The following is a 26,513-nucleotide window of genomic DNA, read 5'->3' on the forward strand; positions in this document are numbered from 1 at the left end:
AAGCCTTTTGACTGAAAGAATGTGGTTGATTATAAGATTGCTTCGCTCTGCTCGCAATGACAATAAAATCGATAATTGGCTTGCAGATATGTTTTATGAAACAAAATGGAACGACTGACGAACACCTTATTACCTGCTCACGGATTATGATGTTAGCACTAATATTAAATTTGATGTGCTATTTCCAACTCATTCGTTGCAATCTAACTGCATTCAAAATTGCTAATAATGCTACTCCTACATCTGCAAAAACTGCTTCCCACATTGTGGCTAAACCACCTGCTCCTAATATCAATACAATAACTTTAACACCAAACGCTAAAATAATATTTTGCCAAACAATTTTTCGTGTGGAACGACTTATTTTAATGGCTCTAACAACTTTTGAAGGTTGGTCTGTTTGAATGATAACGTCTGCTGTTTCAATAGCTACATCACTACCTAAACCACCCATTGCAATACCAACGTTACTCGCTGCTAAAACTGGTGCATCGTTAATACCATCACCTATAAAGGCTATTTTGTTTTCAGGATTTTTCTTTAAAATTTCAACTTCGTTTAATTTATCTTCTGGAAGCAAACCACCTTTTGCATTTTCGATGTTCAACTCTTTAGCGACTTGTTGCGTAATGGAATCTTTATCACCGGAAAGCATCATAATATTTTTAATGCCTACTTTGTGTAATGCTGTAATAGTTTCTTTTGCATCTTCCTTTAATTCATCTGCTATGACTACATAACCTGCAAATTGATTATCGATTGCAACTAATACTATCGATTCTACAATAGATTCCGTTTCAGATGGAACATCAATATTATTAGTAGTCATTAAGGCTTTATTTCCTACTAAAACTGTTTTACCGTTTACAATCCCTTTTAAACCTTTACCTGCAATTTCAGACACTTCGGTAGCTTCAAAATCTTCTCCTTCTGCTTTATACTCTAAAATTGCTTTTGCAATTGGATGTGTGGATTGTTCTTCCATCGCCATTAGGTATTGCATAAATTCGGTTTCATTCCAACCGATTGCTTTTACTTCTTTGATTTTAAAAACACCTTTGGAAACGGTTCCTGTTTTGTCCATTACCAAAGTATTTATCTTGGTCATTGCATCTAAAAATGAAGCACCTTTAAATAAAATTCCATTTTTTGAAGCTGCTCCCAAACCACCGAAATAACCTAATGGTATTGAAATCACTAACGCACAAGGACAAGATATTACCAAGAAAATTAATGCTCTGTATAACCAATCTCTAAATACATAATCATCTACAAAAAAGTAAGGTATAAAAGTAACACCAATAGCTAAAAACACTACAATTGGTGTGTAGATACGAGCAAACTGTCTGATAAACAATTCTGTTTTAGACTTACGAGCTGTAGCATTTTGAACCAAGTCTAATATTCTCGCAATAGAACTATCTTCAAACTTGTTGGTTACCTCAACTTCAATAACACTTTCTAAATTGATTGTGCCTGCATACACTTTTTCTCTTGTTAAGATGGAAGTTGGTTTGCTTTCGCCTGTTAATGCTGCGGTGTTTAGAGATGCTTTTTCGGATAATAAAATACCATCCAATGGAATTTTTTCACCTACTCGAATTTGTATTTTCTCGCCAATATTTACAGCTTCTGGCGACACACTTATATAATCACCATCACGAAATACATTAGCTTCTTTTGGTCGAACATCTAATAAGGCTTTAATATTTCCTTTTGCTCTATTAACTGCTGCGTTTTGAAATAATTCTCCTACTGCATAAAATAGCATTACTGCAACACCTTCAGGATATTCACCAATAATAAACGCACCAATTGTGGCAATAGACATTAAAAAGAACTCGGTAAAAACATCGCCTTTTATAAGACTTTTCCATCCTTCTTTTACCACAGGAAAACCAACAGGAATATAGGCTACTACATACCAAAGAATACGAATCCAGCCAGAAAAATGAGGAAATGCTTCAAAATAATCTACAGCAATACCTACTATTAACATTACAAAACTAAAAATAGCTGGTAAATAGGTTTTTAAATTTGAAACCCTTTTAGGATTGTTATGATTATGACCATCATCGTGACTATGTTGGTTTTCTGAATCTGGCTTTAAATCTTTTAAATTAACTTTCTTTTTTTTCATTTATTTTAAATATTTCTTTAATATCATTTGGAATAGGCATCCGTTTTAATGGTGGTACATCTGCTCCTCCCGTATTACCAACAGGAATGTTATTTATAAATGATTTCCAACCACCAACTACTAAACGTAATAATTGACCAAAGACCTCTTTGGTGTTTTTTTGCATCAATCCGAACTGTAACATCAACCAATGCGAATACGTGTGCTCAATTGGATAGGATTGGCCTATAATATGACTACGTTCTAAATGATACCAAGCTGTATCAAAATCTTGTTCTTTCAATGCTTTTTTATAGCATAGCAACTCATTATTATAGAATCGTTTTAAGTATTTAGGAATTACTGTATTGAATTTCATTTGCTTATCGAATATAAATATTAAGACTTGACATTAAGACATAATCCAGTTTTTAGCCTGTTCTTTATCTTTTAAATCAAAATACTTTACCTCTGAACTTGTAAAAAAATCAGTAACTTTCGCTGCAAATTCCTGCCATTTTTTTTCACCTACAAAAGCCATTTTTCCATAATCGGAAATGTGTGCGCTATCTACCTTTATATCTTCCCAAAACCCTTTTAATGTATAACCTGTAAAATCTTCCATTTCAAAATAGAAATCTACCTTTTTACCTTTTTCAATAATATTATGGATAAGTGGATGTATCTTTTCTACATCACTTTTTGATATGTTACCACTAATTTTTGCTGATATTAAATTGTTTTTTTCTGTATTGATTAATTGTATCATTGTTTCTTAATTTTATTTATTGAATTTAAAAATATTAATAAATTAAGTGCAATGGAAGTGCATTTTTAGGTACTACACTTATCGCATATACCTTTAACCACCAAGTTGACGTTTTCAGACACAAAACCATTTGGCACTTTTATTTGAGGTATTTTATGCTCTGTTAAACAAACAGTTTCATTGCAATTATTACAATGGAAATGCAAGTGTAAATCGGTTTCAATTTCACAATTACATCCTTTTTCACAGAGCGCATATTTTGTAATTCCCGTACCATCGTCTATTTGATGGACTATCCCTTTATCTTCAAATGTTTTTACGGTTCTGTATAAAGTAGTTCTGTCTGCTTTTGCAAACGCATTTTCTATGTCACTTAAAGTAACAGCGACCTCTTTTTCTGCAAGAAACTTATATATAAGCAAACGCATTGCTGTAATACGAATTTGTTTTGACTCTAATAACTGTTCTACTTCTTTCATTTTACAGTTTCATTAAGATTAATATTTCTCGCTTTACTAAATGCTTCCCATCCTTCTTTTAGTGCATAAGGAACAATAAGAAGTGCTGCAATAGGGTCTGCCATCCACCAACCGAACTGATTGACCAAAAGCAAACCTATGAGTACAACAACGGTTTGGTATAGGCAAATAAATGTGTCCTTTGCATCTGCTAACATTGCTGGACTATCAAGTTTTTTACCGTATTTTCTTTTGAAATAAATAAGGATAGGGTTTACTACCAATGAAACCAATAAAATAATTAATCCCATAGTGCTCCAGGTCGCAGTTTCTTGATTTATAAGTTTTGTAACAGAATCATAAGTAATAAAAATACAGACTAATGTGAAAGATGCTGCAATGACGTAGAGTGTAATTTTCTTTCGTTTTTTTACTTTTTCTTTATCAATACCTTTAATCTCTCCGTGTAATCGCCAACCTAAAGTTGCTGCGCTTATCACCTCGATAGTGCTGTCCAATCCCCAGCCTATCAAAGCTGAACTGTTTGAAGCAAATCCTGCAATAAGAGATACGACCACTTCAATAACATCATAAATGACATTCCATATTTGAAGTACTCTTGCCTTTTTTAAATCTTGTTGTCTTGTTGCATCCATAATTAATGTGCGTGTTCTGCTTCCCCTTTTTTCATTTCTGCGTTAAGGTAATAAGCATTGTTATAAGCAAACTGTGTATTACTGTCTATGTTATCAGTAAATTGAACCGATACCCAATCACCATCTTTAGTGCCTAAAACAACTTCGATAGGTTTAAAGCTCCAATCGTCATTTTCTTTTTCTACTGAAAACACATAATATCTATCGCCTTCTTTTATAATTGCACTTTCTGGTAATGCTTTTGTTTGGGTATTATCTACTTGAATTTTACCTTGAATATACATACCAGGAATTAAGTTGCCTTTTTTATTTTCTATTTCTGCGTGAACGTGGACTGATTTTGGGTTGTCCTCAAAGGTTTTGCTTACGGAATAGATTTCTGCGATAAGCTCTGCATCTGGTATGGATTGTACCGTAAAGTTAACTTTTTGACCTTTCTGTACTTTATAGACATCTTTTTCAAAAACCATTAAATCGGCGTGAACGTGATGCGTATTTACAATTTCAAATAATTCGGTTTGTGGTTCTACATATTGACCTGTTTTTACTTCAACTTTTTGCACAAAACCCTCTATTGGACTTCGCAAGGCAATACGTTGTGCAATTGTACCATTACGAACAGAAGCTGTATTGATATTTAATATTTTTAATTGTGCTTCTAAACCATTAACCATAGCTTTTGATGCATCATACTCTGCTTCTGCCTTTTGAAAATTAGCACCAGAACCAACACCTGCTTCATATAGCTTTTGTTGACGTTCGTAATTCTTTTTCAGAAAATTACTATTGCTATATGCGTTTAAGTAATCAGTTTGAGCTTGTATAATATTGGGATGCGAGAGATAAGCCACAACTTCACCTTTATTGACTTTATCACCTTCAATCACTTCAATTGAAACAACATTTGCACCAATGACTGTGGTAATGGCTGCTTCGTTTTGTGGTGGCACTTCTAACGTTCCATTTGCCTCAACATAACCGCTCATATTACGTAATGCTAAAGTGTCGATTTTCATTTTTAAAGCATCGAATTGTTGTTGTGAAAGCATTACTTCTTCGCTTTCATTATGTGCTTCGTTAACTTCTGTGTTTTCTTCCTCATCGTGGGAATGACCATCATTCTCGTTATGATTTTCTTTATTTCCGCAAGCTGAAACAAAAATGGTTAACACCATTACGGTAAGAATTTTATATATTTTATTTTTCATTGTCTTATTGATTAAAATATTGTAATTGAAATGTGCTTTCTAAATAGTTTACTAATGCAGTCTGTGCTTCAAGTTCCGATTGAATAGCTTCTTTAATTAACTGTGTAAATGCAGTATAATCTATTTCGCCTTCTCTGTATGCCAGTAATGCACCTGATTTTTGCTCTTTTGTTAATGGTAAAACTTGGTCTTTGTAAAACTCCCAAGATGTTTTCCATTTCATATAATTTTCTTTAGCCTGAACAAACCTTGATTGTACTTCCTGTTTTTTGAACGCTACATTGGTTTCCGCTATTTCTTTATCAATTTTGGAACTTCTAATTTGTGCTTTGTTAGAACCTGATAAAAACGGAATGGAAATACCTGCCTGATAGGTGTAAAATCCTGAATTGCCATTGACACGCTGTAAGCCACCTTGAAGATTGAACTTTGGCAAATTATCTGATTTTGCAGCTTTATATTTGGCTTCTGCTTCATCTACAATGTTCTGCGACATACTGTACAATGGATGGCTTTCAATATTGGACATTTCCATATCATTGTCCATAGCTACATCAAATTCATCTGAAACCGTAAAAATTTCTTCTGAAACCAACCACAAATTGAATTGCTGTAAAGCAATAAGATAATCACTATAGGCTTGCGCTTTTTTATTCTGAATTTGAAACGCTTGATTTTTTGCTGCCGAATATTCTAATTTAGAAATGGCCTCCACTTCATAATTTAAAGCTACTGCTTGTTCGAATTTGGAATAAATGGAATCCAATTCCTTATACAATTCATAGTTCCGTTTCATTTGATAGCATTTTGACCACGCTTTTTTAACTTCCAATTCTAATTCCAATTCGGAAAGTTGAAAGGCTTTTTGCGCCAATTGAATGCGTTGTTCTTGCAATTTTCTTTTTGCACCAATGCCAAATACATCGATATTTGATTGACCAACACCTATGGTTGTATAGATGCCACTACCATTATTAACTTCTTCGCCACCTGTGAAAATTTGAGTCGTACCGAAATCATAGGCAGTCGCTTTTAATTGCTCTTGTTTTGTAATTTCCAATTGCTTTTGCTTCAATAATGGATAATTACTTTTTGCGAGTTTAACAGCTTCCTTTAATGAAATTTCTGGAATTGTATCATTCAACTCTTGCGCATTACTTTCAGTTGAAAAACCAAATAGTAATAATACCACAGCTGTTGCAGTAACTAACTTTTTGTTAGGCTTAAACCTAAAAGATTTGTTTTCTACCCAATGATATAAAATTGGTAAAACAAATAAGGTAAGCAAAGTTGAAGTTAATAATCCACCAATAACAACCGTTGCCAATGGACGTTGTACTTCTGCACCTGCTGATGATGAAATCGCCATTGGTAAAAAGCCTAATACATCTGTAAAAGCAGTTAGCATAATAGGTCTGATTCTTCGTTTAGTACCTTCAACAATTCTATCCTTTAGATTGGTTACACCTTCGTCTTTTAATTCGTTGAGTCCACTTATCATTACCAATCCATTTAATACCGCAACACCAAACAACACAATAAAACCAACACCTGCCGAAATACTAAATGGCATATCACGCAACCACAAGGCTACTACACCACCAATGGTTGCCATTGGAATTGCTATGTAAATCATTAAGGTTTGAGGTAGTGATTTTAATGCAAAGTATATTAGTATAAATATGAGTAATAAGGCGATAGGAACAACGGTTTGTAATCGGTTGCTGGCACGTTCCAGATTTTCAAATGCACCACCATAGCGAATAAAATAACCCGATGGTAGTTCCAATTGTGCATCTAATTTTGATTTTATTTCAGTTACTAAAGATTTTACATCTCGACCTCTGACATTGATACCTACATAGGTTCTTCTGTTGGTATTGTCTCTACTTATTTGCATTGGTCCTGCTTTGTAGCTTACATCTGCAATTTCACGTAAAGGAATTTGAGCACCTGAAGGTAAATTGATGTACAGGTTTTGAACATCTGTTATATCCTTTCGGTTTTGAGAACTTAAACGCACCACTAAATCGAAGCGTTTTTCACCTTCAAAAATCACACCTGCTGTACCACCTGCAAATGCAGATTGTACGGTTTGATTAAGCGTATTTATTTGAAGTCCGTATTGTGCTAATTTATTCCGGTTGTAATTGATGGTCATTTGTGGTAAACCCGTTGTGGCTTCCGCTTTCATATCTCCGATACCTTCAGTACCTGCAATAATTTTAGATATTTCTTCAGCTTTTTGGGATAGTATGTCAATGTCTTCACCATAGAGTTTTATAGCAATATCTTCACGTACACCTTCAAGCAATTCATTAAAACGCATTTCTATAGGTTGGGTAAATTCATAATTAACACCAGGAACGATTTCAACCGCTTCTTTCATTTCCTCAATCAATTCATCTTTTGTTTCTGCTGTTGTCCATTCACTTTTAGGTTTCAGAATTACAAAAACATCAGCTAAATCCATTGGCATTGGGTCTGTTGGGATTTCGGCAACACCTATACGACTCACAATTTTTTCAACTTCTGGAAATTTTGCTTTTACAATTTGCTCTATTTTGGTCGTAGTTTCAATAGTTTCTGTAAGTGAGCTACCTGGTTTTAATATTGCGTGAAATGCAATATCACCTTCATCGAGTTGTGGAATGAACTCGCCACCCATTCGAGTAAACATAAAGACTGTAATTCCGAACAACACTACTGCAATACCAATTACCCATTTACCTTTTCGCAAGGCTCTAACCAATAAAGGTTGATATTTGTCTTCAACCCAATGTACAAATCTATCTCCATAAGATTTTTTATCATTTTTTGGTGCTCTTAACACTAAAGCAGACATCATTGGCACATAGGTTAAACACAGTACCATTGCACCAATCATAGCAAAAATAAAGGTCAATGCCATTGGTTTAAACATCTTTCCTTCAATACCTTGTAAGGCTAAAATGGGTAGAAAAACGATAAGGATAATCAACTGACCGAAAAACGCAGCGTTCATCATCTTTTTTGAAGCATTAGACGCCACTTTATCTCGCTCTTTGGATGTAAGCTGTTTCTTTTTTAGTACTTGTGATGCAATGAGAAATACTGTACTTTCTACAATAATTACAGCGCCATCAACTATAATACCGAAATCTATTGCTCCCAAACTCATTAAGTTTACCCAAACATCGAACACGTTCATTAAAATAAAAGCGAATAATAAGGATAATGGTATTGTTGAAGCAACGATTAAACCACCTCGCCAATTACCCAATAAGAAGATAAGCACAAAAATAACTATCAATGCACCTTCAATAAGATTTGTGGTTACAGTAGAAGTTGTTTCTCCAATTAATTTACTTCGGTCTAATAAGGGTTCAATAATTACACCTTCAGGTAATGACTTTTCAATTTGAGCCATTCGCTCTTTTACATTGGCAATAACATCATTGGAATTTGCACCTTTTAGCATCATCACCAATCCACCTACAACTTCACCTTCACCATCTTGGGTTAATGCACCGTACCGTATGGCAGAACCGAATTGCACAGTTGCAATATCATTAATAGTTACAGGAATATTATTAACGGTTTTTACCGTAATTTTTTTAATGTCTTCTAAACTCCGTACCAAGCCTTCTCCACGAATAAAATTAGCCTGATGGTTCTTTTCAATATATGCACCACCTGTATTTTGATTATTGGCTTCAAGTGCATTAAAGACATCTGTAATGGTCAATCCAATTGCGTTTAAATCGTTTGGGTCAACCGCGACTTCGTATTGTTTAATTTTACCGCCTATGGCGTTAACCTCAACCACACCTTCTACCATTGCCATTTGACGTTGTACAATCCAATCCTGCATTGAGCGTAAATCTGCAATGTCGTATTTGTCTTTATACTCTGGTGCTACTTTTAAGGTGTATTGGTAAATTTCCCCTAATCCTGTTGAAATAGGTCCCATAGTAGGTTCTCCAAAACCAGCTGGAATTTGTTCTTTGACTTCATTTAGTTTTTCAGCTACTAATTGGCGAGGTAGATACGTACCCATATCATCGTCAAATACAATGGTAACCACCGATAAGCCAAAACGAGAGATTGACCTAATTTCCTGTACATCGGGAAGATTACTCATTGCTACCTCGATAGGATAGGTAACAATCTGTTCAATATCTTCTGTGCCTAAATTGGGTGCTTGCGTAATAACCTGTACTTGGTTGTTGGTAATGTCTGGAACAGCATCGATTGGCACTTTGGTCATACTCCAAATACCTGCTCCAATGATGGTAAGCGTAAGCAAACCAATAATGAATTTGTTATTGATTGAAAAATCAATGATTTTATTAATCATAGAAAATGTATTAATTCAGTTAAACTATTCGATACAATTCTGATATAAGAAATAGAATTACACGAAATGAAAAGAACCCTTTAGGCTCAAAATTGGATATAGTTATCCATTAAAAACTGAATTATACTTTAGGTGGTTGGAAAAGTGATTCCAAATATCTGGAAGTGAAGTTTACTTTATGTAAATTATATTGTTTTTTCTCTTCAAATTTTAGTTGATTGGTTAAAGCCAAATTATTGTTCGCAATAATTAATACCAAAGGGTGACAACATTGATTATGGGAATGGACTGGTGTATTCTCCTTATCTGGGTTATGATGATGCTCTTCATTTTTAGCATCGTTGTCAATGTAATCTTCAACTACATAATCAAGGAAAGAGTCTCCATAAACTTTATGGTCTTGATAATGGGTAATGAGATTTGAAATTTCTTTAATTGGACCACAAAAGTCCATATCTATGCTTATCCCTTGAAAAAAGAATAAAATAGACATTGATATGGAAACAAATATTTTCATAAAATTTAGACAAATATACAAATTAATCAATGCACAAGTTGTGCAAATAAATTGATTGGTAAATTATAAAAACCATAACGCATCTTTAGCATCATCTGGAACGCCATTATTAAATCGTGGTGCTATTTGTGCTACCATTTCAGGATATTTAATTGTGATTGGTACATTTTGTTGTCGAAGTGATTTCCAATACAATCTGCTAAACTGATATACTTGTGTTAATAATTCTAACACTACGTCTGCATCTTCAAAAGCATCTTCATCTGGACTGCTTACCTTAATTTTTATTGGAAACGGATAACCATCTGTATCTGCATATCTCTGTGAATTAGGGTAACGCGCATTATTAAACAGTAGGAATTGATTTTCGCTAATACGTATGTATGTACCACTTACAGGCATTAACTTTTTACCCCAATTGAGGTCGTAAGCAATAATATCTTCTGCTTCTGTTTTATTGATATTTAGAATGTAAAGCGGAATTTTTAACCCTAATGTATGCATCCCTCTAATAATTGGTTTTAGTTCCTCGTAACTCATTTCCTTATAAAAGTGAATGACTACTTTATCTGCTTCTGCAACCGATGTAAAATCTCTAATGGCTTTACATATACTTCCTGCCAATAGATCTGTTTCGCTTTGGTCAAAATACTCGAACTTTCTAAATAAGCCATTGTTTTGAAAACTAAAGGCACTTGCTATATACCGCCTGTTTTCGCCTTGATTGGTAAATGCACCAACACCAATTACTAATTCTTTTTTATCGGTTACTGCAAGTTTCCAAGGTGCACCACCTAATTTGGCGTGAATTGCCAATGCCATATTCTGTAATGAGAATTGGAAGTTGTATTGATTCTCGATATTGACCACCATTTTTTCATAATCTACAACCTGTGTAACAATGCCTTCATTTAAAAACAATTCTTTGATTTGAATATAGATGTCTCGGTCTTCGGGATTTGGTGTGAACTTATCGAAAGGACTTATATAGAATGCCGCATAACGTACATTATCGTGGTCGAAGGTTAAGCTCTCTAACTTTTCAACTATTTCTGGTATTGGGTTATTTTCGTTTGTAAACTCAATAAAATGTTCTTTAGACGTTGAAGCCTTGATGTTTACATAAGCCTCAATCCCTTTAAAATACTTTTTATCCGCAGTAACACCAGTTTTAAGGTTATTATAGAAGGTTTTAATTGCTTCTTTATGTGAGGTATGGTACACAAAGAAAAACTTAATGTTTTGGTTGTTTGGTCTTTTGTAAGGGTTGAGGTTATTCATTGCCAATTTAGGCACTAAATGGGTTTTCTTGTTACCGTATTGGTCTTTGCCAAATTCCAATAAACCTACTTGTGGGTCGATATGATTAATACGATTAAGTGGCACATCAATAAACGCATCAGTCTTAAACGGAAATATGGCTTTAAAATCTTCTGTAAATAGATAATTGGTAGCAAAATTATTAATAAGTGCTACATACTTTTGGTATTTGTTGGCTGGTCTTACAGGTTCCTCAATAGGTATATCTAATGCTCGTGCTAATGGCAAATTAAAAATTGGGTATGCTTGCTCAAAATGAATAGCATTGTAAAATTCTTCTTTTTCCTCTGTATCGAGGTCCATTTGGTAATTGAACGTTTTTTGACCATATACACAACGCTTTATTAACTCTGAATCCTCAATATCCTTAACTGACTTTGTAAGGACTTTTGAAGTACCATCGTAAGAGACAATTAACTCGGGTAAGTCTGTGAGTTTTGCAAACTGTATTTTAAATGAAAATTTATAGTAGAGGTTATAGTCTGCTGTATTCCCTTTTTTGGAAGGCATCCACACTTGTACATCGCCAACGAAGTTTTTTACTACTATATAGTCTTTAGATTTAAAATAGCTTCTTAATTGATGTTTAAGGAATTGCTTGTAAATTCTCAACTCTCTACCATCTACTAAATTTAGCTTAATGCTTGGTGCATCTGGTATTTCTGTTGTAAATGTTGTAAATATTTGGTCTATATTAGATAAGTCTGCGTCTGGAAACACCTCTTTAATCTGCCTTGAAAATTTAGATTTATGTATAGGATGACTACCTTCTATATCTTCTAAAGTTAAATAAATGGTAGGCGCACTATTTGGCCATTTAAAGTTAAGTATGTTGGTTTTGAGGTGTTCTTGCATAAACTATTGATTTTAATTTAATCCTCTTATTAATCTGCTTTATCAAGTAAATCTTTTGGTTTGTAATCTTTTGTACCACTTGGCTTTGAAGAATATCCTGCAAAGCCTGGGTAACCTGGGTAGCCTGGATAACCCGGATAACCTGGATAACCTGGATAACCTCGATACGGAAAATTTGATACTTTATAAAATCTATCGTTATCGAATATGCTGCCTAAATACTCACCTTCAGTATCGACAGCGTGTTCATCTTCCCAAGGAAACCAACCTATCCAATCAGCATCGGAATTATATAAATAGGCACCAATTTTAAATGCAATCCAATCACCATTTGAGTTATATAAATATTTCATAATTATTATTATTTTGTTAATCTATTCAAATTTTCTTCAGCTATTTTGAGGATTTCCGTACGCTCTTTTTCATTTTTGAGCATTAATACAATTTGTTCGGACATCCATAGCTTAATTAATTCGTTTTCGTCTTCTTTTAATGTTTTGGCAAAAGCAACTACTTGTTCGCGCCTTGCCATACGATTTCCTCGTTCTATTTTACTTAAATAGGCAACATCCATATTTAGGTTTGCAGCCATTTCCCTTAATAGCAAATTGCGTTTTTCACGCAATGAGCGTATATACTCTCCAAACTCCATAATAGAATTATTTAGACTTGTCAAATTTTGTCTAATTTAATTAAAGGAAACCAAAAGAAAAGAAAAAGATATTAGTAGTTATTAACAGATAATGAGGACATTAAGGATTTGAGGAAGTCATTTAAACGCATCCTTAAATCCTCGAAATCCTTAACTATGTCTTTGCAGGATTTGAATAGTTGTTGTGCGCTATTCTATGTATTAAACCTGCTTCAACAAATTTAGTAATATAACCTTCTGCGGTTTTATGTGGGATGCTCTGCTTTGTGGCTAAATCTAAATAATCTTGTCTGCTAAATTGGTTTGGCAAACTTTCTAAAAAGCGTTCTTTTCTATTTAAGCGTTTTGTTGCTTTTTGCTCAATAGGTAAGTCGTTAAACACTTTACTACTGTGTTTTACTAAAATTGAAATAATAGTTAGTGCATTTTCAAAATCTATATCCTCACATTCTTTAGTTGCGTTTACATCACCATCTTCCATAATGCGGAAAGCTGTGAATAGCATCATTATCCTAAACGCAATTAAGCCTAATCGCCTTATTGTTGCAATGTATTCTTCGGGTTGTAGGTTGATGTATTTGGTCTGTAAGGATTCAAAAAAGGTATTGAATTGCTGTTGTTGGGTTGTGGTTAATCGTATTTCAATCTCTGGGTTGTTTTTTAGCGTTTTGTACAATTCTAAAAACTCACCACCTAATTGATTATAGTAATCATCTAAACCCACTTTATTGCTATTTTGAAACACGTTTTTCCAAGTTGGTTTTATATTCATATAGTAGAACATAAAGCGACTAAACAAACCATTTTCTGCGTTGGGTATTAAGGTTGCCACTTGTTTAGGTGTGCCTGATAATACTGTTGACAAGCACGGTTTCTCAATATCTACATATTCTCTATCGGTTCTACGATAATAACTTATGGTTTCGTGATGAAAGGCTTTACGAAAACCATCAGAATAATTACCATAATCGCTTTTAAATGCTTGTGCTAATGTATCGCCTTCAGTTTCAAAAATTAATCCTCTACCATCATTATCAGAAATTAATTGATATACGCCTGTTACACTATTGTTAGCAGGAATGAACAGCATTCGTTCTGGTGGTTTACTCGGTTTTTCCAAGTTTTCATCTTTGCCTTTGTTCATATTGTAAGTAGCGGTTTCTGCTTGAAATTGCTGTTTTAGCACTTTGGCTTGTTCTCGTTTTAATTTGTGAACAGGCTCTACCAAATTTTTAATTTGGTTAAGCCTTCCTTTACCTGCAGATGCAGGTGCGGTTACAAATAGATATAAGTTGCTGAATACTCTACGTTGGTCATAGATTCCGAAGAGTTTAGGAAAACACGCACTAAATGCTGTTAATGCGCCTAATAATAAAATGTCTTTTTCTTCCTGTCCATTAGCAGGATTTACAACTTGTTGTAAAAACTGTGGCAAATTCTCATATACCGTTTCTGGTATCGTTGGCATTGCTTGCTCTTTTGTATCAACAACCGTTGCAACATTTGTTGCAACTTCGTTGTTGTTTTGTTGTTTAGTCGGTTTTATACCTGACTGATGTGCATAGTGATAAAAGGTAGCAATTGTAATTCCGTGTCCTTTTGCGTTTAAGCATTTATCGAATTGTGCATCACACTCTTTAGCATCGTAACCTGCATAATTTTTACTTATTCGGTGGAAATAATCTCTTCCTGTTTCTCTGTATTCTTCTGCTAAAGCAAAGCCTAAATCTCTCCAAGTGGCATAACTTCCTGTTATGTCTGTACCTGATTGCTCGATTGCTGAAATGTAGGATTCAATGTCGTTATCAGCAACTGCAACAACATTAGTTGTTGCTGTGTTGCTTTTTGGTTTTGTTGGCTCTTTAGGAACTTCTAACCAATCTTTTGGGTTAAATATTTTAGTCATAATGCTTGATTTCTTTTATGTAAGAAGGCTGTTGGGTCGTATGGTAAAAAACAAGCTCTGGAAACGTCTTTACCTGACTGGTCAACCTCAATGTTATAATTGTGTTTTATATAATTTGCTACTGCTGTGAAATATTCTGAATGTGATACTTCTGAAATATCTATTCTAATAATCCATTTTAAACCATCGCCAGATGGTGATATGAATAGCATTTCGGTTTCAAAATATTCATCATTTAAGAGCTGTGTTCTTAACTCTTGTAGATTTTCTAAATGGTCAAAATCAATGGTTAATAAATTAGAATGCTTTAGCAAATTTTTATCGCTTCGTTTTTCAAATGTTCCTGAAAGTGTTACGTAATCAAAGCGATTCGCTTTGAGTTTACGTGCTTCTTTTACATTGGTAATTGCTCTTAATTCTTCAGTAATCTTTTTGTATTTATTACTTGTGATTAATGCAAATACTTGATGTAGTCGCAAGGTTTCCGAAGGAAACACATTGCGAACAGGTGCTTTAAAAAAGCTACAGTTGGCATACCAGGTGTCGTCTGGTTCATTAAGCCATTCTAATTCGTCTTTTTCCTTGACTTCTAAATTTAGATGTAACTCTTGATTTATCTTCTGGTACAAATCTTCTTCATCGGTTATTCTAAAATGATATTGTGCAAAATCGAATACATCACCTTTAAAGGCTTCTAATTCTGTATCTCGATGTGTTGCTATAATACCATCAATATGAATCCGTAAGGTTTCTTTACCACCATTAAAAGGGTTTCGAGTTATCCCACAGTCCCTTCCTTTTACAGAAAGGACTGTTTGATTAGGATAATACTGTCTCAACACATAGGCATAGATTTTTAAACCATTATGTGTTTTGTCTAATATTGCTTCTCTACTTATTTCCATATCGCTTGAAATTATGGTTGTAGTAGTTGTCTTGAAGCAACTGCTCAATGTCAGCAACTTTATAGTAAAATTTACCTTTTACTTTGCTGTAAGGCAAAGTGCCATTGGTTCTTAAAGTTTGTAGCGTTCGCTTACTTATATGTAAGGTCTGCAATACATCTTGATTGTCTATCCACGTATCTTTTAATACTTCTGCTCTCGATTGTCGCAACAATTCGATACGTGCTTTTAAGTCCTTAACATCTTGCGAGAGCGCCAAGATTAAATCGATTATTTCCGTCATAACTTCACCGCTCCTTTCTTAATGAGGTAATCGGCAGCTTGCTGTTCGATTTCGTCTTGTGAATCTACACGGTTACTTAATAACCATTGTTCTAATTCAACTCTGTTAAAATAAATTTTCTTACCATTCGGTTTATAATGTGGAATGGTTCCTGTGCTTGTAAGTTTATATAAATGGGATTGTGATAATTCCAAAAACTTACACGCTTCGTTAAAACTCAATACGTTTTTTACAATAATGTTTCTGTCTAAAACGTGCTGTTCGATAATTTTGAGACGTTCTAATATTTCGTCCATAACTAATAAAATTTTAGTTTATAGTAAATGGACATCTGGCCAAATGTCATTCTTGTTTTTCAAGAACAGGACAAAGGTTTAAAATTGGCTTCGTGATTTTAGTAAGAGTGTAAAACAAGGGTAAGACAACAGTAAGATTTCTTACTATTCTTACTGTTTTTTATTGCAGTTGTTGGATAATTTTATCTATTTCTTCCTTTTCTTTTGGGTTGTGAACTTTGTTTTTGTGAAGATTATTCGCTTTTAATAGCGTACCGGTTTTAGTAACAAATTTTCCAGAACGTTCTATTACCGTAGGATTGAAACCATTGAAAAATGGTTTAAGTTTTGTTACGAGGTAACTAAACTGTGTCGTTTCGCATTGAAGATAAATTTGCGATTCTGTATTGGTAAAATCTTTTGCTAATAATAATGCGTGCAACTGTTCAATAGTTGTACGGTTATCTAACAAATCTATTTTTAGATTTATTTGTTTGAGCACAGTTAGCAAAGTTGAAGTATCGTTGCTTTTATATCCAAAAGAGGTCTTTGGTTTTGCTTTCGTTTTCGATGTTGTTTTGGCAGCCACTTTTTTAGTGGTGTTCTTTTCTATTAGATTTACATCAAAAGTTTCATCATTAAAGTATTTTTCTGCAATTTCAGCAATTGAGAATTTTGTGTTTTCGGAAAACTGACCGTATTGCTCTTGTAGTTCAGCATACAACCTTATTACAGATACTTTTAAGTAGTTTATGATATAATTGTCATCATTGTTGAAATCTGCTGTTATTCCTCTTTTATTGATATAAGTTGCAATGTCATTTAAGTACTTATCAAATTTATTAAGTAGAATGGTATAGCTGTATTTATTTTCTGGTGTTGTTGCATTTTTGGGAAATTCCTTTACAAATGAAGCTACTGTATTTTCTGTTTCATTAAATATTACCTTTTGGTAGTATTCTTTTTTCGCATTTAAAGGCTTTTTAAAGTTTACTTTAAAAACTGCGTTATTGGCTCTTGGATTCAATTTAAAATCAGACAGTAAGTATTTAAAATCCTTTTCTTGTCTATTATCTCTATGTAAGCCATTGGTTATAGAAACCAAACTTGAAAATATACTTCCTTTCATTATAAATCCAGTTGAATACGGTTAGCAGCATCTTTCTTTTTATCGTCGATTACTTTAGCATAAATCTGTGTTGTTCTTAATTCTTTATGTCCTAATAATTTTGATACTGTATAAATATCAGTTCCTAAAGTTAACTGTAAAGTTGCATAGGTATGACGCGCACAGTGAAAAGTAATATCTTTTGTAATACCTGCTTTCATTATCCATTTTTGCAATTTTAAATTAGACCAGGCACTATAATGTAAATCTTTGAATATTTTATCTGTTGGCTCTCCTTCCTCACCTAATAAATCTCTGGCTTGTTCTGATATTGGTAATGTTTCAGCTCCTTTCGTCTTCTTTTGTCTAAATCTGATATAGTATCCCATTTCTTTAGAATGTTGTATTTCTGACCAGATTAATTTTTCAATATCTGACCATCGTAATCCTGTAAGAGCCGAGAATATAAAAGCCTTTTTCAATAAAGGTAACTCACACTCTGTATTTGCTGCTTTTTGTAATTCATCAAGTGTTAAAAATTCTCGTTGAGGTTCACCTTGTTTAAAATACTCAACACCATTTGCAGGATTTACTTTTAAAATTCCATCTTTAACCGCTTGTTTTAATGCAGCGTTGAATTTTCCGTAATATGAATATTTAGAGTTTTGGGATAACTTTTTACCTGCTCTTCCCATAGCATCCTTATCTAAATAATCTTTAAACCTCTCTACAAATGATTTATCAATATCTTGAAAACTAACATCCGTTGGACAAAAGGTTTTTAAATGTTTCAACATACTATTCCAATTTCCATAATTACCTGCACTTGTATTCTTCTTCTCTGCAAGAGTTGTTATGTATGTAATGAAACTACCTTTTAATTTTTCTATGTCTTGAAATCCATAAATACCGTTTTGAATTTCAATTTGACGTTGCGCGCAAATCGTTTCTGCAAGTTGCTTCGTTTTCTTATTTACATCACGCTCTGTTTTTGTTCTTGGATTAGGCGTAAGATATAAGCGTAAATATTCAGATTTACGTTTACCTTTATGATAGTAATCTAAATACAGGCTAATTTTGTTGTTCTTTTTACGTTGTCTTAAAGTTACTTTCATAATAAATTAATTAAAGAGGTTTTCAATTTGCCAACGAGCAACTATATGTTTTCTGCCGAAAGGAACTGCTTTTAAGCGCCCTTGCTTAATCATTCTTTGGATGGTCCATCTACTAACACCAATTAATTGAGACGCTTCCGTAACGCTTAAAAAATCTTTGTTACTTACTGCATCTGGGTTATAGTGATTTACTACTTCTTTTTTCTCTTGTATAGTTTCTTCAAGAGTAGCCTGTACTTTCTCATTGCGTTTTCGTGCCTTATATGCTCTTTTAGCACAAGTATCACCGCAGTATTTAGTAACTGTTGTACGTGCTGTAAAGGCATTACCACAATGCTTACAAGTTTTTGGGATGTATAAATTACTGCTCATATATGGTGCTTTATGTAGCGTTATGGTGCAACGTGGGGCAATATGGTGCATCATTTCGCCAATCTCACTGCCAACAGATTTGGGCAACAAATCCATATTTAAGGCAACAGATATACAACAAATTTAACTAAAAAAGAGCAAATAAGCAACAAATAAAGGAAGATAAAATTACATAAAGTAAAGAAAAACAGGTAGTTAACAACAAAAAGAAAGATAGTTACTTCCCGATACAGAAATTAGCAAAAATGTTCCCAAGTAAATCATCATTGGTAATCTCACCTGTAATCTCACCAAAATGGTATAAAGCCTGGCGTATATCAATAGCCAATAAATCGCCTGAAAGACCAGTCTCTAGACCATGTTTCACTTTCTGGATTTCCTCGAAGGCTTTCAATAGCGCATCATAATGACGAGAATTAGTCACAATGGTCTCATTATTTCTAAGTGCACCAGTATTTATTAAATTGAGTAACGAATCTGTCAATTGTTCCACACCAAAGCCTGTTTTAGCTGAAATAGGAATTAGGTTTTTTACGTGAGGTGTAAGACTTGTGGTAAGCTCCGCTAAATCCGTATCTGTAATCTGGTCTATTTTATTCAATATCACCAGTAACTGTTTTTGCGGAAACTTATTCTTAATTTTTTGAATTTCAATTTTAAACGCTTCTACAGCTTCACTGCCAACTGCCAACTGAGGACTGCCAACTAAAAACATCACCACTTGCGCCTGTTCTATTTTTTCAAAGGTCTTCTTAATACCAATACTTTCAACCACATCTTTAGTGTCTCTTATACCTGCAGTATCAATAAATCTAAAACCAATACCTCCAATGGAAATTTCATCCTCAATGGTATCTCTCGTCGTTCCTGCAATTTCAGAAACTATGGCTCGGTCTTCATTCAGCAAAGCATTCAACAAAGTAGATTTTCCAACATTGGGCTCACCAACAATGGCCACCGGAATTCCATTCTTAATTACGTTGCCAACTGCAAACGAATCTATGAGTCGTTTCAAAACAAAGTTGATACGTTCAATTAAATCTTTAAATTGAGTTCTATCTGCAAACTCAACATCTTCTTCGGCAAAATCGAGTTCCAATTCAATCAACGATGCAAAATTCAAAAGTTCTTCACGCAGCTTTGCAATTTCAGAAGAAAAACCACCTCGCATTTGTTGCATGGCTATCTGGTGCGATGCTTCATTATCACTACTGATTAAGTCGGCCACAGCTTCCGCCTGACTCAAATCTAACTTGCCATTTAAAAACGCACGTAAGGTAAATTCACCCGCCGTTGCCATTCTGCAGCCTTGTCGTAAGAACAACTGAATAATTTCCTGCTGTATATATTGAGAGCCATGGCAAGATATTTCCACAACGTCTTCACCTGTATAGGAATTGGGGTTTTTAAACACCGATACCAAAACTTCATCCAAAGTTTTATCACCATCAATGATATGACCTAAATGTATGGTGTGCGTCTTTTGATTGCCAAGGGACTTTTGGTCTACGACCGACCTAAAATTTCTGTCAGCAATGGCAATGGCATCTCTACCAGACAATCGTATAACCGCAATGGCACCACTTCCAGATGGTGTTGCTAAAGCTACAATAGTATCGTTATGCATAGTTCTGTGCTTTGGTGCAAAAGTATTGCAAAATATAAGATGGTTAAAATGTAAGGCTTTGTATTTTAAGATTTAATTCACAAGGCTTTTACAACGATTATTCACCATTGTTTATATATTTGTACGGCTATAAATAGAAAAACTTATAAAAATGAAAAGAATACTGACTATACTTTTAATTGGATTATTGCTTGCGAGCTGTAAACAAGAGAATAGAACAGATTTTGTTATAAATGGTAATGCCGAAGGTGTTTACAACGGCATTAGAGTGTATCTAAAAAATTTAGATGAGCAAGGACGTGAGATATTTTTAGATACAGCAATTGTAATGGACGGTAAGTTTACCCTAAAAGGTTCGGTTGAAGAACCTAGTATCCACTTTATTTCAGTTGATGGTACACAAGGCAATGCTATCTTAATGCTGGAAAATAGCGAAATTGACGTAGAAATTAACAAACAGAATCTTTTGGAATCAAAAATATCCGGTTCTGAATCTCATGAAGGCTACGCCGCGTTTGAAGAAGGTATTAAAAAAATAAGGGAAGAAGGCAGAGAAGTTATGAAGCATTACAGACAGGTAAAACTGCCCGAAGAAGCTGCCAAACGCGATTCACTCTCTAAAGAACTCGAAAAGGTAAGCATCAAACTAGCAGAGCACCCTTTAAACTTTGTAAAGGAAAATAATGACATGTATTTTAGCCTTAACCTTATTGGTTTAGAGGCTAACAAACCAAAGTTTGAAGTGGCTAAATTCATGGAAGCCTATGATAATCTTTCTTCTAATTTAAAGGAATCAGCCAAAGGACAAGAAGTAAAGAAAAAATTAGATGCACTATATGAGGAGTATCAAAAAACCGCACATTTAGAAGAAGGTAAAATAGCTCCAAATTTTGAAGCTCCTACTCCAGATGGTGATATCATCAGTTTGAATGATATCAAAGGTAAAGTAACCGTAATAGACTTTTGGGCAGCTTGGTGTGGACCATGTAGAAGAGAAAACCCAAACGTGGTGAGAATCTACGATATGTATCACGACCAAGGTCTTGAAATAATTGGAGTTTCACTAGATGGTCAGAGCAGACAACAAGATCCTAAAAAGGCCTGGTTAGATGCTATTGAAAAAGACGGCCTAAAATGGTACCAAGTGTCTCACTTAAAGTATTTTAATGATCCTGTGGCAAGACTTTATAATATCCAGTCAATTCCAGCAACCTATATTCTAGATGCTGATGGAAAAATAGTAGCCAAAAACTTAAGAGGAAAAGCTCTAGAGAATAAAGTTAAAGAGTTGCTCGAAAAAGCATAAATACAAAATACAGAATAAAACTTAAAAGCTTGCCTTTGGCAGGCTTTTTTTAATTCAGTTTGCCCATTTTATAAAGTACAAACAGAATGATAATGGGTATGGCCAGAAGTCCTACATGACCCAAATCCGTTTTAAACAAACTGGGCACGAGAATAAGAGTTACGGCATAGCCACCAACAGCGCCACCAAAATGGGCATCGTGGCCTATATTCCCTATGCGATTTTTCATCCCGTAAATGGAATATAACAAGTAACCAATCCCAAAAACATAACCAGGAATTGGTATGGGTACAAAAAACATATACAAACTCATATCTGGTCGTAAAAGTATGGCTGCATACAAAATACCAGTTACAGCACCACTGGCACCAACAGCGCTATACCAAAACTCTTCTTTATGAAAATAGAGTGACAACAAATTACCAAAAACCAAGCTTGCGACGTAAATAATTATAAAGTTTAATTGGCCTAACGCAACAATTACAGTATCGGCGAAGAAATATAAGGTCAACATATTAAATAATAGATGTGTCGTATCTACATGTAAAAACCCAGAGCTAAACATACGGATTTGTTCACCTCGTCTTATACTACCAACATTGAATTTATACTTCTCGAAAAATAAGCGATCATCAAAACCTTTTAATGACATAATAACATTTGCAGCAATAATTGCAATGGTTACAGGATCTAAATTGTACATAAAAAATATCTATTGAATCAAATATAATATATTTGCGCTTCAGAAAGAACATGCTTTTATGCAACTTATTGCCTACATTTTAGTTTATCCCATACTTTGGTTGGTCTCAATATTACCGTTTAGGTTGCTCTATGGTCTATCAGACGTTATTTACTTTTTCGTTTACAAGGTTTTTGGTTATCGAAAATCTGTGGTAAAAGAAAATTTAAGATTGGTATTTCCTGATAAATCCGAAAAGGAAATTACGGATATCACAGGCAAGTTTTATCACCATTTATGCGATATGATGGTAGAAGCCATTAAATCGCTCACAATTTCTGAAGCCGAAATGCAAAGGCGTTTTAAATTCAGTAACGTAGAGGTGATTAACGGTCTTGAAGAAAAACAACGCAGCATTATACTCATGTGCGCACATTATGGAAGTTGGGAATGGATCTTTATTTTACAGACCTATGTAAAACATAAAGGGTATGCGGTTTATAAACGCTTAGAGAACAAATATTTTGATCGATTGGTAAAACGAATCAGGGCAAAATACAATTCGCATTTAATTACAACCAAGGAAACCTATGCTATACTTAACGAATCTAAAAGTAAAGGCGAATTAACCATTAATGGTTTCGTATCCGATCAATCTCCAAAAGTCAATAAAGCATTCCACTGGAATGAATTCATGGGCATAAAAGTGCCAATGTACACTGGTGCTGAAATGTTAGCAAAAAAACTCGACATGGCCGTAGTGTTCTTTGGAGTTAAGCGCTTAAAACGCGGTTACTACGAAACCACATTTAAAACCATTACCGAAAACCCTAGGGAATACAAAGACTACGACATAACGGACATCTTCTTTAAACTAGTTGAAGAACAAATCTTGGAAGCTCCGCAATATTATCTCTGGACACACAAGCGTTGGAAACATCGGGATAAAGTACCGCCTGAATTCCAATAGAATTCTTTAACCCAAATCAAACCAATCATCAACATTGGTCGCTGTACAAGGTTTGTCTATAAGTGTTTTATGAATAAACTCATTATTAAACCTTGAATATTCATAATCCTTTGCCCAATCTTCATGTTGCCCTGCTAAGGCAATAATGCTGTCACAAACAAATTCTATCTCTTCATTGGTGGTCGTTGGGTGAATGGACATACGTATCCAACCTGGTTTTCGTACCAAGTCACCTATGGAAATTTCATCAGTCAATTCTTTTGAAGTCTGTTGATCTACATGTAACAAAAAGTGACCATAAGTACCTGCACAACTACAACCACCACGTGTTTGAATGCCGAATCGATCATTCAATAACTTCACTCCGAGATTGTAATGTAAATCATCAATATAAAATGAAATCACACCTAATCTGTCTTTATGTTGACCTGCAAGAATATTGATATTAGAAACGGGTTCTAACTTTTTAAAGATAGTATCAATCAATTCATGCTCACGCTTCAGCATATTATCAACTCCCATTTGCTCTTTAAGCTTTATGGAAAGTGCTGTTTTTATAGTTTGAAGAAAGCCTGGCGTACCTCCATCTTCCCGATCTTCAATATTGTCAATGTACTTATGTTCGCCCCAAGGGTTCGTCCAACTTACAGTACCTCCACCTGGGCAATCTGGCACCATGTTTTTATACAACTCTTTATTGAATACCAATACACCAGACGTTCCTGGTCCGCCCAAAAATTTATGTGGCGAAAAGAAAATGGCATCTAAGTACGCATCTTTTTCTTTAGGATGCATATCCATATCGACGTAAGGTGCAGAACAGGCAAAATCTACAAAACAGACTCCACCATGTTGGTGCATTAATTTGGCAACATCATGATGTGGTGTTTGAATACCTGTCACATTAGAACCTCCAACAATAGAACAGATTTTAAGCGTACAATCTTTATATTGATTGAGTAACGTTTCAAGATTTTGAAGACTGAACAAACCATCCTCATCTGGTGGAATCACCTCAACCTTAGCTATAGTCTCTAACCAAGAGGTTTGATTGGAATGATGCTCCATATGCGATATAAAAACCACAGGTCTAATCTCATCCGGAATATCAGTATATTCCCTTAAGTTTTCAGGAACTTTAAGCCCAAGAATACGCTGGAATTTATTGATAACGCCAGTCATTCCATTACCACAAACAATTAAGACATCATCTTCATTAGCATTAACATGAGCTTTTATAATATGCTTTGCTTTGTGATACGCTTTGGTCATAGCCGTACCAGAAACGGTTGTTTCGGTATGCGTGTTGGCTACAAATGGCCCAAACTCGTTACAGAGTTTTTCTTCAATGGGTCTATACAAACGACCAGAAGCCGTCCAATCTGTATAGATAATCCGTTGCTCACCAAAAGGAGACACAAAGGTCTGATCTTGACCGATAATGTGTTTCCTGAATGGCTCAAAATAAGCTTCAAGTTCAGTGGTATGTTGTTTTGTAGCTTGAGAAATCATATTCAAAGTTACTAAATATTAGCGACAGCCTTAATTTCAGCAATAAAACGGTCTGCCAAAGAATCAGCTTCTTCTTGGGACTGTGCTTCGGTATATATCCTAATAATAGGTTCAGTATTACTCTTGCGTAAATGCACCCAACTATCTGCAAAATCAATCTTTACACCATCAATTGTTGTTAATTTTTCATGGCTGTAATTAGACTCCATCGTATTCAAAATTCCATCAACATCCAATCCTGGTATTAATTGTATTTTCTTTTTGCTCATGTAATAATTAGGATAGGTTGCTCTCAATTCACTAACTGTCATTTTCTTTTCAGCTAAAAGACTTAAGAACAAAGCCACTCCAACTAAGGCGTCTCGTCCGTAATGCAATTCAGGGTAAATGATACCTCCATTACCTTCGCCACCAATTACCACATTGTTCTTTTTCATGAGCTCAACAACATTCACTTCACCTACAGCACTGGCTTCATATGAACCTCCATGTTTTTCAGTGACATCGCGTAAAGCTCTGGTAGAACTCATATTACTCACTGTATTGCCTGGGTTTTTGCTCAATACATAATCTGCACAAGCAACCAAAGTATATTCCTCACCAAACATCTCTCCTTTTTCGTCCATAAATGCCAAACGATCCACATCAGGATCCACTACAATACCTAAATCGGCACGCTCTTTTACCACAGCTTCAGCCAAATCTCCCAAATGCTCTTTTAAAGGCTCAGGATTATGTGGAAAATGACCCGTTGGCTCACAATATAACTTTACAGGATGCACTCCTAAACGTTCTAACAACAACGGAATCGCAATACCTCCTGTTGAATTCACTCCATCAACAACAACCTTAAAGTTAGCATCCTCAATGGCTTTTTTATTCACCAAAGGCAGATCCAAAACTTCATCAATATGTAAATCGATATAAGCGTCGTTCTTTGTGATTTTCCCTAAATCATCAACTTCAGCAAAATGCATATCATTGGATTCTGCGAGCTCTAAAATTTTTTGTCCCTCTGCACCATTTAAAAATTCACCTTTATGGTTCAATAGCTTTAAGGCATTCCATTGCTTTGGATTATGACTTGCCGTTAAGATGATGCCTCCATCGGCATGTTCCATAGGTACGGCAACTTCAACGGTTGGTGTGGTGGATAATCCCACATCAATCACATGGATGCCCAAACCTACCAAGGTATTCATCACTAAATTCTGAATCATCTCCCCAGAAATTCTTGCGTCTCTTCCAACTACAACTCTATAGTTGTCTTTATGACGCTGTTGCTTTAGCCACGTCCCATAAGCTGCTGCAAATTTTACCGCATCGATTGGCGTTAAATTCTCTTCCACTGCTCCACCAATAGTACCTCGAATTCCTGAAATAGATTTTATTAAAGTCATATAGTTTTTATGTGTTTGTAATGATTTAGTGTATGGTCACATAAAACATCTTAATAATGTAATTGCAATAGTCAGATTATTAGTAGATGTTTCATTTTCAGCAAATATAAATAGTTAATACAAACTCGTTGAGCATTTTGAACATTTTCATCAATTTTT

The 26,513-nt window shown here is 34.5% G+C and carries 24 protein-coding genes; 2 read left to right on the top strand and 22 right to left on the bottom strand.

All coding sequences use genetic code 11. The features are described from left to right. Positions 1-178 precede the first annotated feature (178 nt). The 19 genes from ACQ65V_RS14025 to mnmE form a co-directional block, all read right to left on the bottom strand. Positions 179-2,140 carry a heavy metal translocating P-type ATPase gene (locus ACQ65V_RS14025; protein ID WP_430468398.1) on the bottom strand — a complete coding sequence of 654 codons (1,962 nt, stop codon included), beginning with the start codon at positions 2,138-2,140 and terminating at the stop codon, positions 179-181. Beyond that, on the bottom strand, positions 2,121-2,498 hold the full coding sequence (locus ACQ65V_RS14030; protein ID WP_430468399.1) for a DUF3703 domain-containing protein: 378 nt from the start codon (positions 2,496-2,498) through the stop codon (positions 2,121-2,123). Before ACQ65V_RS14030 ends, ACQ65V_RS14025 begins: the two co-directional genes overlap by 20 nt. Before the next feature lie 33 nt (positions 2,499-2,531). Further along, positions 2,532-2,888 carry an STAS/SEC14 domain-containing protein gene (locus tag ACQ65V_RS14035; RefSeq protein ID WP_430468400.1) on the bottom strand — a complete coding sequence of 119 codons (357 nt, stop codon included), beginning with the start codon at positions 2,886-2,888 and terminating at the stop codon, positions 2,532-2,534. Positions 2,889-2,953: 65 nt separating this feature from the next. Then, on the bottom strand, positions 2,954-3,367 hold the full coding sequence (locus tag ACQ65V_RS14040) for a Fur family transcriptional regulator (protein WP_430468401.1): 414 nt from the start codon (positions 3,365-3,367) through the stop codon (positions 2,954-2,956). After that, positions 3,364-4,002, bottom strand: a complete 639-nt coding sequence (locus tag ACQ65V_RS14045; protein WP_430468402.1) for a cation transporter — start codon at positions 4,000-4,002, stop codon at positions 3,364-3,366. The genes ACQ65V_RS14040 and ACQ65V_RS14045 overlap by 4 nt, the downstream gene beginning before the upstream one ends. Before the next feature lie 2 nt (positions 4,003-4,004). Beyond that, positions 4,005-5,210, bottom strand: coding sequence for an efflux RND transporter periplasmic adaptor subunit (locus ACQ65V_RS14050; RefSeq protein ID WP_430468403.1), 1,206 nt, complete (start codon positions 5,208-5,210; stop codon positions 4,005-4,007). A gap of 4 nt (positions 5,211-5,214) precedes the next feature. Beyond that, positions 5,215-9,549 (bottom strand): CusA/CzcA family heavy metal efflux RND transporter, encoded by a 4,335-nt coding sequence (locus ACQ65V_RS14055; protein WP_430468404.1) that lies wholly within the window; start codon positions 9,547-9,549, stop codon positions 5,215-5,217. A 121-nt stretch (positions 9,550-9,670) separates the two neighbouring features. After that, on the bottom strand, positions 9,671-10,066 hold the full coding sequence (locus ACQ65V_RS14060) for a hypothetical protein (protein ID WP_430468405.1): 396 nt from the start codon (positions 10,064-10,066) through the stop codon (positions 9,671-9,673). A gap of 63 nt (positions 10,067-10,129) precedes the next feature. After that, positions 10,130-12,241, bottom strand: a complete 2,112-nt coding sequence (locus tag ACQ65V_RS14065; protein ID WP_430468406.1) for a Piwi domain-containing protein — start codon at positions 12,239-12,241, stop codon at positions 10,130-10,132. A gap of 29 nt (positions 12,242-12,270) precedes the next feature. Next, the gene (locus ACQ65V_RS14070) at positions 12,271-12,594 is read right to left on the bottom strand and encodes a hypothetical protein (RefSeq protein ID WP_430468407.1); all 324 of its coding nucleotides are present in this window, start codon (positions 12,592-12,594) and stop codon (positions 12,271-12,273) included. Positions 12,595-12,602: 8 nt separating this feature from the next. Continuing rightward, a complete protein-coding gene (locus tag ACQ65V_RS14075; RefSeq protein ID WP_430468408.1) occupies positions 12,603-12,917 on the bottom strand; it encodes a helix-turn-helix domain-containing protein in 315 nt (104 codons plus the stop codon). Between the two features lie 130 nt (positions 12,918-13,047). Beyond that, complete coding sequence (locus tag ACQ65V_RS14080; RefSeq protein ID WP_430468409.1) at positions 13,048-14,799, bottom strand: DUF3987 domain-containing protein; 1,752 nt, start codon at positions 14,797-14,799, stop codon at positions 13,048-13,050. Next, on the bottom strand, positions 14,796-15,704 hold the full coding sequence (locus tag ACQ65V_RS14085) for a BT4734/BF3469 family protein (RefSeq protein WP_430468410.1): 909 nt from the start codon (positions 15,702-15,704) through the stop codon (positions 14,796-14,798). The genes ACQ65V_RS14080 and ACQ65V_RS14085 overlap by 4 nt, the downstream gene beginning before the upstream one ends. Then, the gene (locus tag ACQ65V_RS14090; protein WP_430468411.1) at positions 15,691-15,987 is read right to left on the bottom strand and encodes a helix-turn-helix domain-containing protein; all 297 of its coding nucleotides are present in this window, start codon (positions 15,985-15,987) and stop codon (positions 15,691-15,693) included. Before ACQ65V_RS14090 ends, ACQ65V_RS14085 begins: the two co-directional genes overlap by 14 nt. Continuing rightward, a complete protein-coding gene (locus ACQ65V_RS14095) occupies positions 15,984-16,283 on the bottom strand; it encodes a helix-turn-helix domain-containing protein (RefSeq protein ID WP_155087805.1) in 300 nt (99 codons plus the stop codon). The genes ACQ65V_RS14090 and ACQ65V_RS14095 overlap by 4 nt, the downstream gene beginning before the upstream one ends. A 160-nt stretch (positions 16,284-16,443) precedes the next feature. Then, positions 16,444-17,391: a DUF6617 family protein gene (locus ACQ65V_RS14100; RefSeq protein WP_430468412.1), complete on the bottom strand. Its 948-nt coding sequence runs from the start codon at positions 17,389-17,391 to the stop codon at positions 16,444-16,446. Further along, the gene (locus ACQ65V_RS14105; protein WP_430468413.1) at positions 17,391-18,485 is read right to left on the bottom strand and encodes a phage integrase SAM-like domain-containing protein; all 1,095 of its coding nucleotides are present in this window, start codon (positions 18,483-18,485) and stop codon (positions 17,391-17,393) included. The genes ACQ65V_RS14100 and ACQ65V_RS14105 overlap by 1 nt, the downstream gene beginning before the upstream one ends. A gap of 6 nt (positions 18,486-18,491) precedes the next feature. Then, entirely contained in the window at positions 18,492-18,953 is a 462-nt protein-coding gene (locus ACQ65V_RS14110; RefSeq protein WP_430468414.1) for a helix-turn-helix domain-containing protein, read from the bottom strand. Between the two features lie 121 nt (positions 18,954-19,074). Beyond that, a complete protein-coding gene (mnmE, locus tag ACQ65V_RS14115) occupies positions 19,075-20,484 on the bottom strand; it encodes a tRNA uridine-5-carboxymethylaminomethyl(34) synthesis GTPase MnmE (protein WP_430468415.1) in 1,410 nt (469 codons plus the stop codon). A 151-nt stretch (positions 20,485-20,635) separates the two neighbouring features. On the opposite strand from mnmE, the gene ACQ65V_RS14120 reads away from it, so the two are divergent. Further along, the gene (locus tag ACQ65V_RS14120) at positions 20,636-21,790 is read left to right on the top strand and encodes a redoxin domain-containing protein (RefSeq protein ID WP_430468416.1); all 1,155 of its coding nucleotides are present in this window, start codon (positions 20,636-20,638) and stop codon (positions 21,788-21,790) included. A 49-nt stretch (positions 21,791-21,839) separates the two neighbouring features. On the opposite strand, the gene ACQ65V_RS14125 is transcribed toward ACQ65V_RS14120, so the two are convergent. Continuing rightward, complete coding sequence (locus ACQ65V_RS14125) at positions 21,840-22,493, bottom strand: rhomboid family intramembrane serine protease (RefSeq protein WP_430468417.1); 654 nt, start codon at positions 22,491-22,493, stop codon at positions 21,840-21,842. Positions 22,494-22,551: 58 nt separating this feature from the next. Between ACQ65V_RS14125 and ACQ65V_RS14130 the strand changes: the two genes are divergently transcribed. Continuing rightward, positions 22,552-23,442, top strand: coding sequence for a lysophospholipid acyltransferase family protein (locus ACQ65V_RS14130; protein ID WP_430468418.1), 891 nt, complete (start codon positions 22,552-22,554; stop codon positions 23,440-23,442). A gap of 6 nt (positions 23,443-23,448) precedes the next feature. On the opposite strand, the gene ACQ65V_RS14135 is transcribed toward ACQ65V_RS14130, so the two are convergent. Together ACQ65V_RS14135 and glmM are read right to left on the bottom strand one after the other, a co-directional pair. Beyond that, positions 23,449-24,954, bottom strand: coding sequence for an aminotransferase class V-fold PLP-dependent enzyme (locus ACQ65V_RS14135; RefSeq protein WP_430468419.1), 1,506 nt, complete (start codon positions 24,952-24,954; stop codon positions 23,449-23,451). Between the two features lie 11 nt (positions 24,955-24,965). Next, a complete protein-coding gene (glmM, locus tag ACQ65V_RS14140) occupies positions 24,966-26,354 on the bottom strand; it encodes a phosphoglucosamine mutase (RefSeq protein WP_430468420.1) in 1,389 nt (462 codons plus the stop codon). Positions 26,355-26,513: the final 159 nt, after the last annotated feature.

It is taken from the genome of Winogradskyella ouciana (genome assembly GCF_965284585.1).
Lineage (GTDB): Bacteria > Bacteroidota > Bacteroidia > Flavobacteriales > Flavobacteriaceae > Winogradskyella > Winogradskyella ouciana.

Excerpts from the sequence above, each read along its gene's own strand:
- ACQ65V_RS14100 (WP_430468412.1), bottom strand. The coding sequence starts at position 17,391 with ATGAAAGGAAGTATATTTTCAAGTTTGGTTTCTATAACCAATGGCTTA.
- ACQ65V_RS14040 (WP_430468401.1), bottom strand. The coding sequence starts at position 3,367 with ATGAAAGAAGTAGAACAGTTATTAGAGTCAAAACAAATTCGTATTACA.
- ACQ65V_RS14090 (WP_430468411.1), bottom strand. The coding sequence starts at position 15,987 with ATGACGGAAATAATCGATTTAATCTTGGCGCTCTCGCAAGATGTTAAG.
- ACQ65V_RS14025 (WP_430468398.1), bottom strand. The coding sequence starts at position 2,140 with ATGAAAAAAAAGAAAGTTAATTTAAAAGATTTAAAGCCAGATTCAGAA.
- ACQ65V_RS14105 (WP_430468413.1), bottom strand. The coding sequence starts at position 18,485 with ATGAAAGTAACTTTAAGACAACGTAAAAAGAACAACAAAATTAGCCTG.
- mnmE (WP_430468415.1), bottom strand. The coding sequence starts at position 20,484 with ATGCATAACGATACTATTGTAGCTTTAGCAACACCATCTGGAAGTGGT.
- ACQ65V_RS14135 (WP_430468419.1), bottom strand. The coding sequence starts at position 24,954 with ATGATTTCTCAAGCTACAAAACAACATACCACTGAACTTGAAGCTTAT.
- ACQ65V_RS14085 (WP_430468410.1), bottom strand. The coding sequence starts at position 15,704 with ATGGAAATAAGTAGAGAAGCAATATTAGACAAAACACATAATGGTTTA.
- ACQ65V_RS14095 (WP_155087805.1), bottom strand. The coding sequence starts at position 16,283 with ATGGACGAAATATTAGAACGTCTCAAAATTATCGAACAGCACGTTTTA.
- ACQ65V_RS14130 (WP_430468418.1), top strand. The coding sequence starts at position 22,552 with ATGCAACTTATTGCCTACATTTTAGTTTATCCCATACTTTGGTTGGTC.
- ACQ65V_RS14045 (WP_430468402.1), bottom strand. The coding sequence starts at position 4,002 with ATGGATGCAACAAGACAACAAGATTTAAAAAAGGCAAGAGTACTTCAA.
- ACQ65V_RS14070 (WP_430468407.1), bottom strand. The coding sequence starts at position 12,594 with ATGAAATATTTATATAACTCAAATGGTGATTGGATTGCATTTAAAATT.
- ACQ65V_RS14035 (WP_430468400.1), bottom strand. The coding sequence starts at position 2,888 with ATGATACAATTAATCAATACAGAAAAAAACAATTTAATATCAGCAAAA.
- ACQ65V_RS14050 (WP_430468403.1), bottom strand. The coding sequence starts at position 5,210 with ATGAAAAATAAAATATATAAAATTCTTACCGTAATGGTGTTAACCATT.
- glmM (WP_430468420.1), bottom strand. The coding sequence starts at position 26,354 with ATGACTTTAATAAAATCTATTTCAGGAATTCGAGGTACTATTGGTGGA.
- ACQ65V_RS14065 (WP_430468406.1), bottom strand. The coding sequence starts at position 12,241 with ATGCAAGAACACCTCAAAACCAACATACTTAACTTTAAATGGCCAAAT.
- ACQ65V_RS14080 (WP_430468409.1), bottom strand. The coding sequence starts at position 14,799 with ATGACTAAAATATTTAACCCAAAAGATTGGTTAGAAGTTCCTAAAGAG.
- ACQ65V_RS14125 (WP_430468417.1), bottom strand. The coding sequence starts at position 22,493 with ATGTACAATTTAGATCCTGTAACCATTGCAATTATTGCTGCAAATGTT.
- ACQ65V_RS14060 (WP_430468405.1), bottom strand. The coding sequence starts at position 10,066 with ATGAAAATATTTGTTTCCATATCAATGTCTATTTTATTCTTTTTTCAA.
- ACQ65V_RS14110 (WP_430468414.1), bottom strand. The coding sequence starts at position 18,953 with ATGGATTTGTTGCCCAAATCTGTTGGCAGTGAGATTGGCGAAATGATG.
- ACQ65V_RS14120 (WP_430468416.1), top strand. The coding sequence starts at position 20,636 with ATGAAAAGAATACTGACTATACTTTTAATTGGATTATTGCTTGCGAGC.
- ACQ65V_RS14055 (WP_430468404.1), bottom strand. The coding sequence starts at position 9,549 with ATGATTAATAAAATCATTGATTTTTCAATCAATAACAAATTCATTATT.
- ACQ65V_RS14030 (WP_430468399.1), bottom strand. The coding sequence starts at position 2,498 with ATGAAATTCAATACAGTAATTCCTAAATACTTAAAACGATTCTATAAT.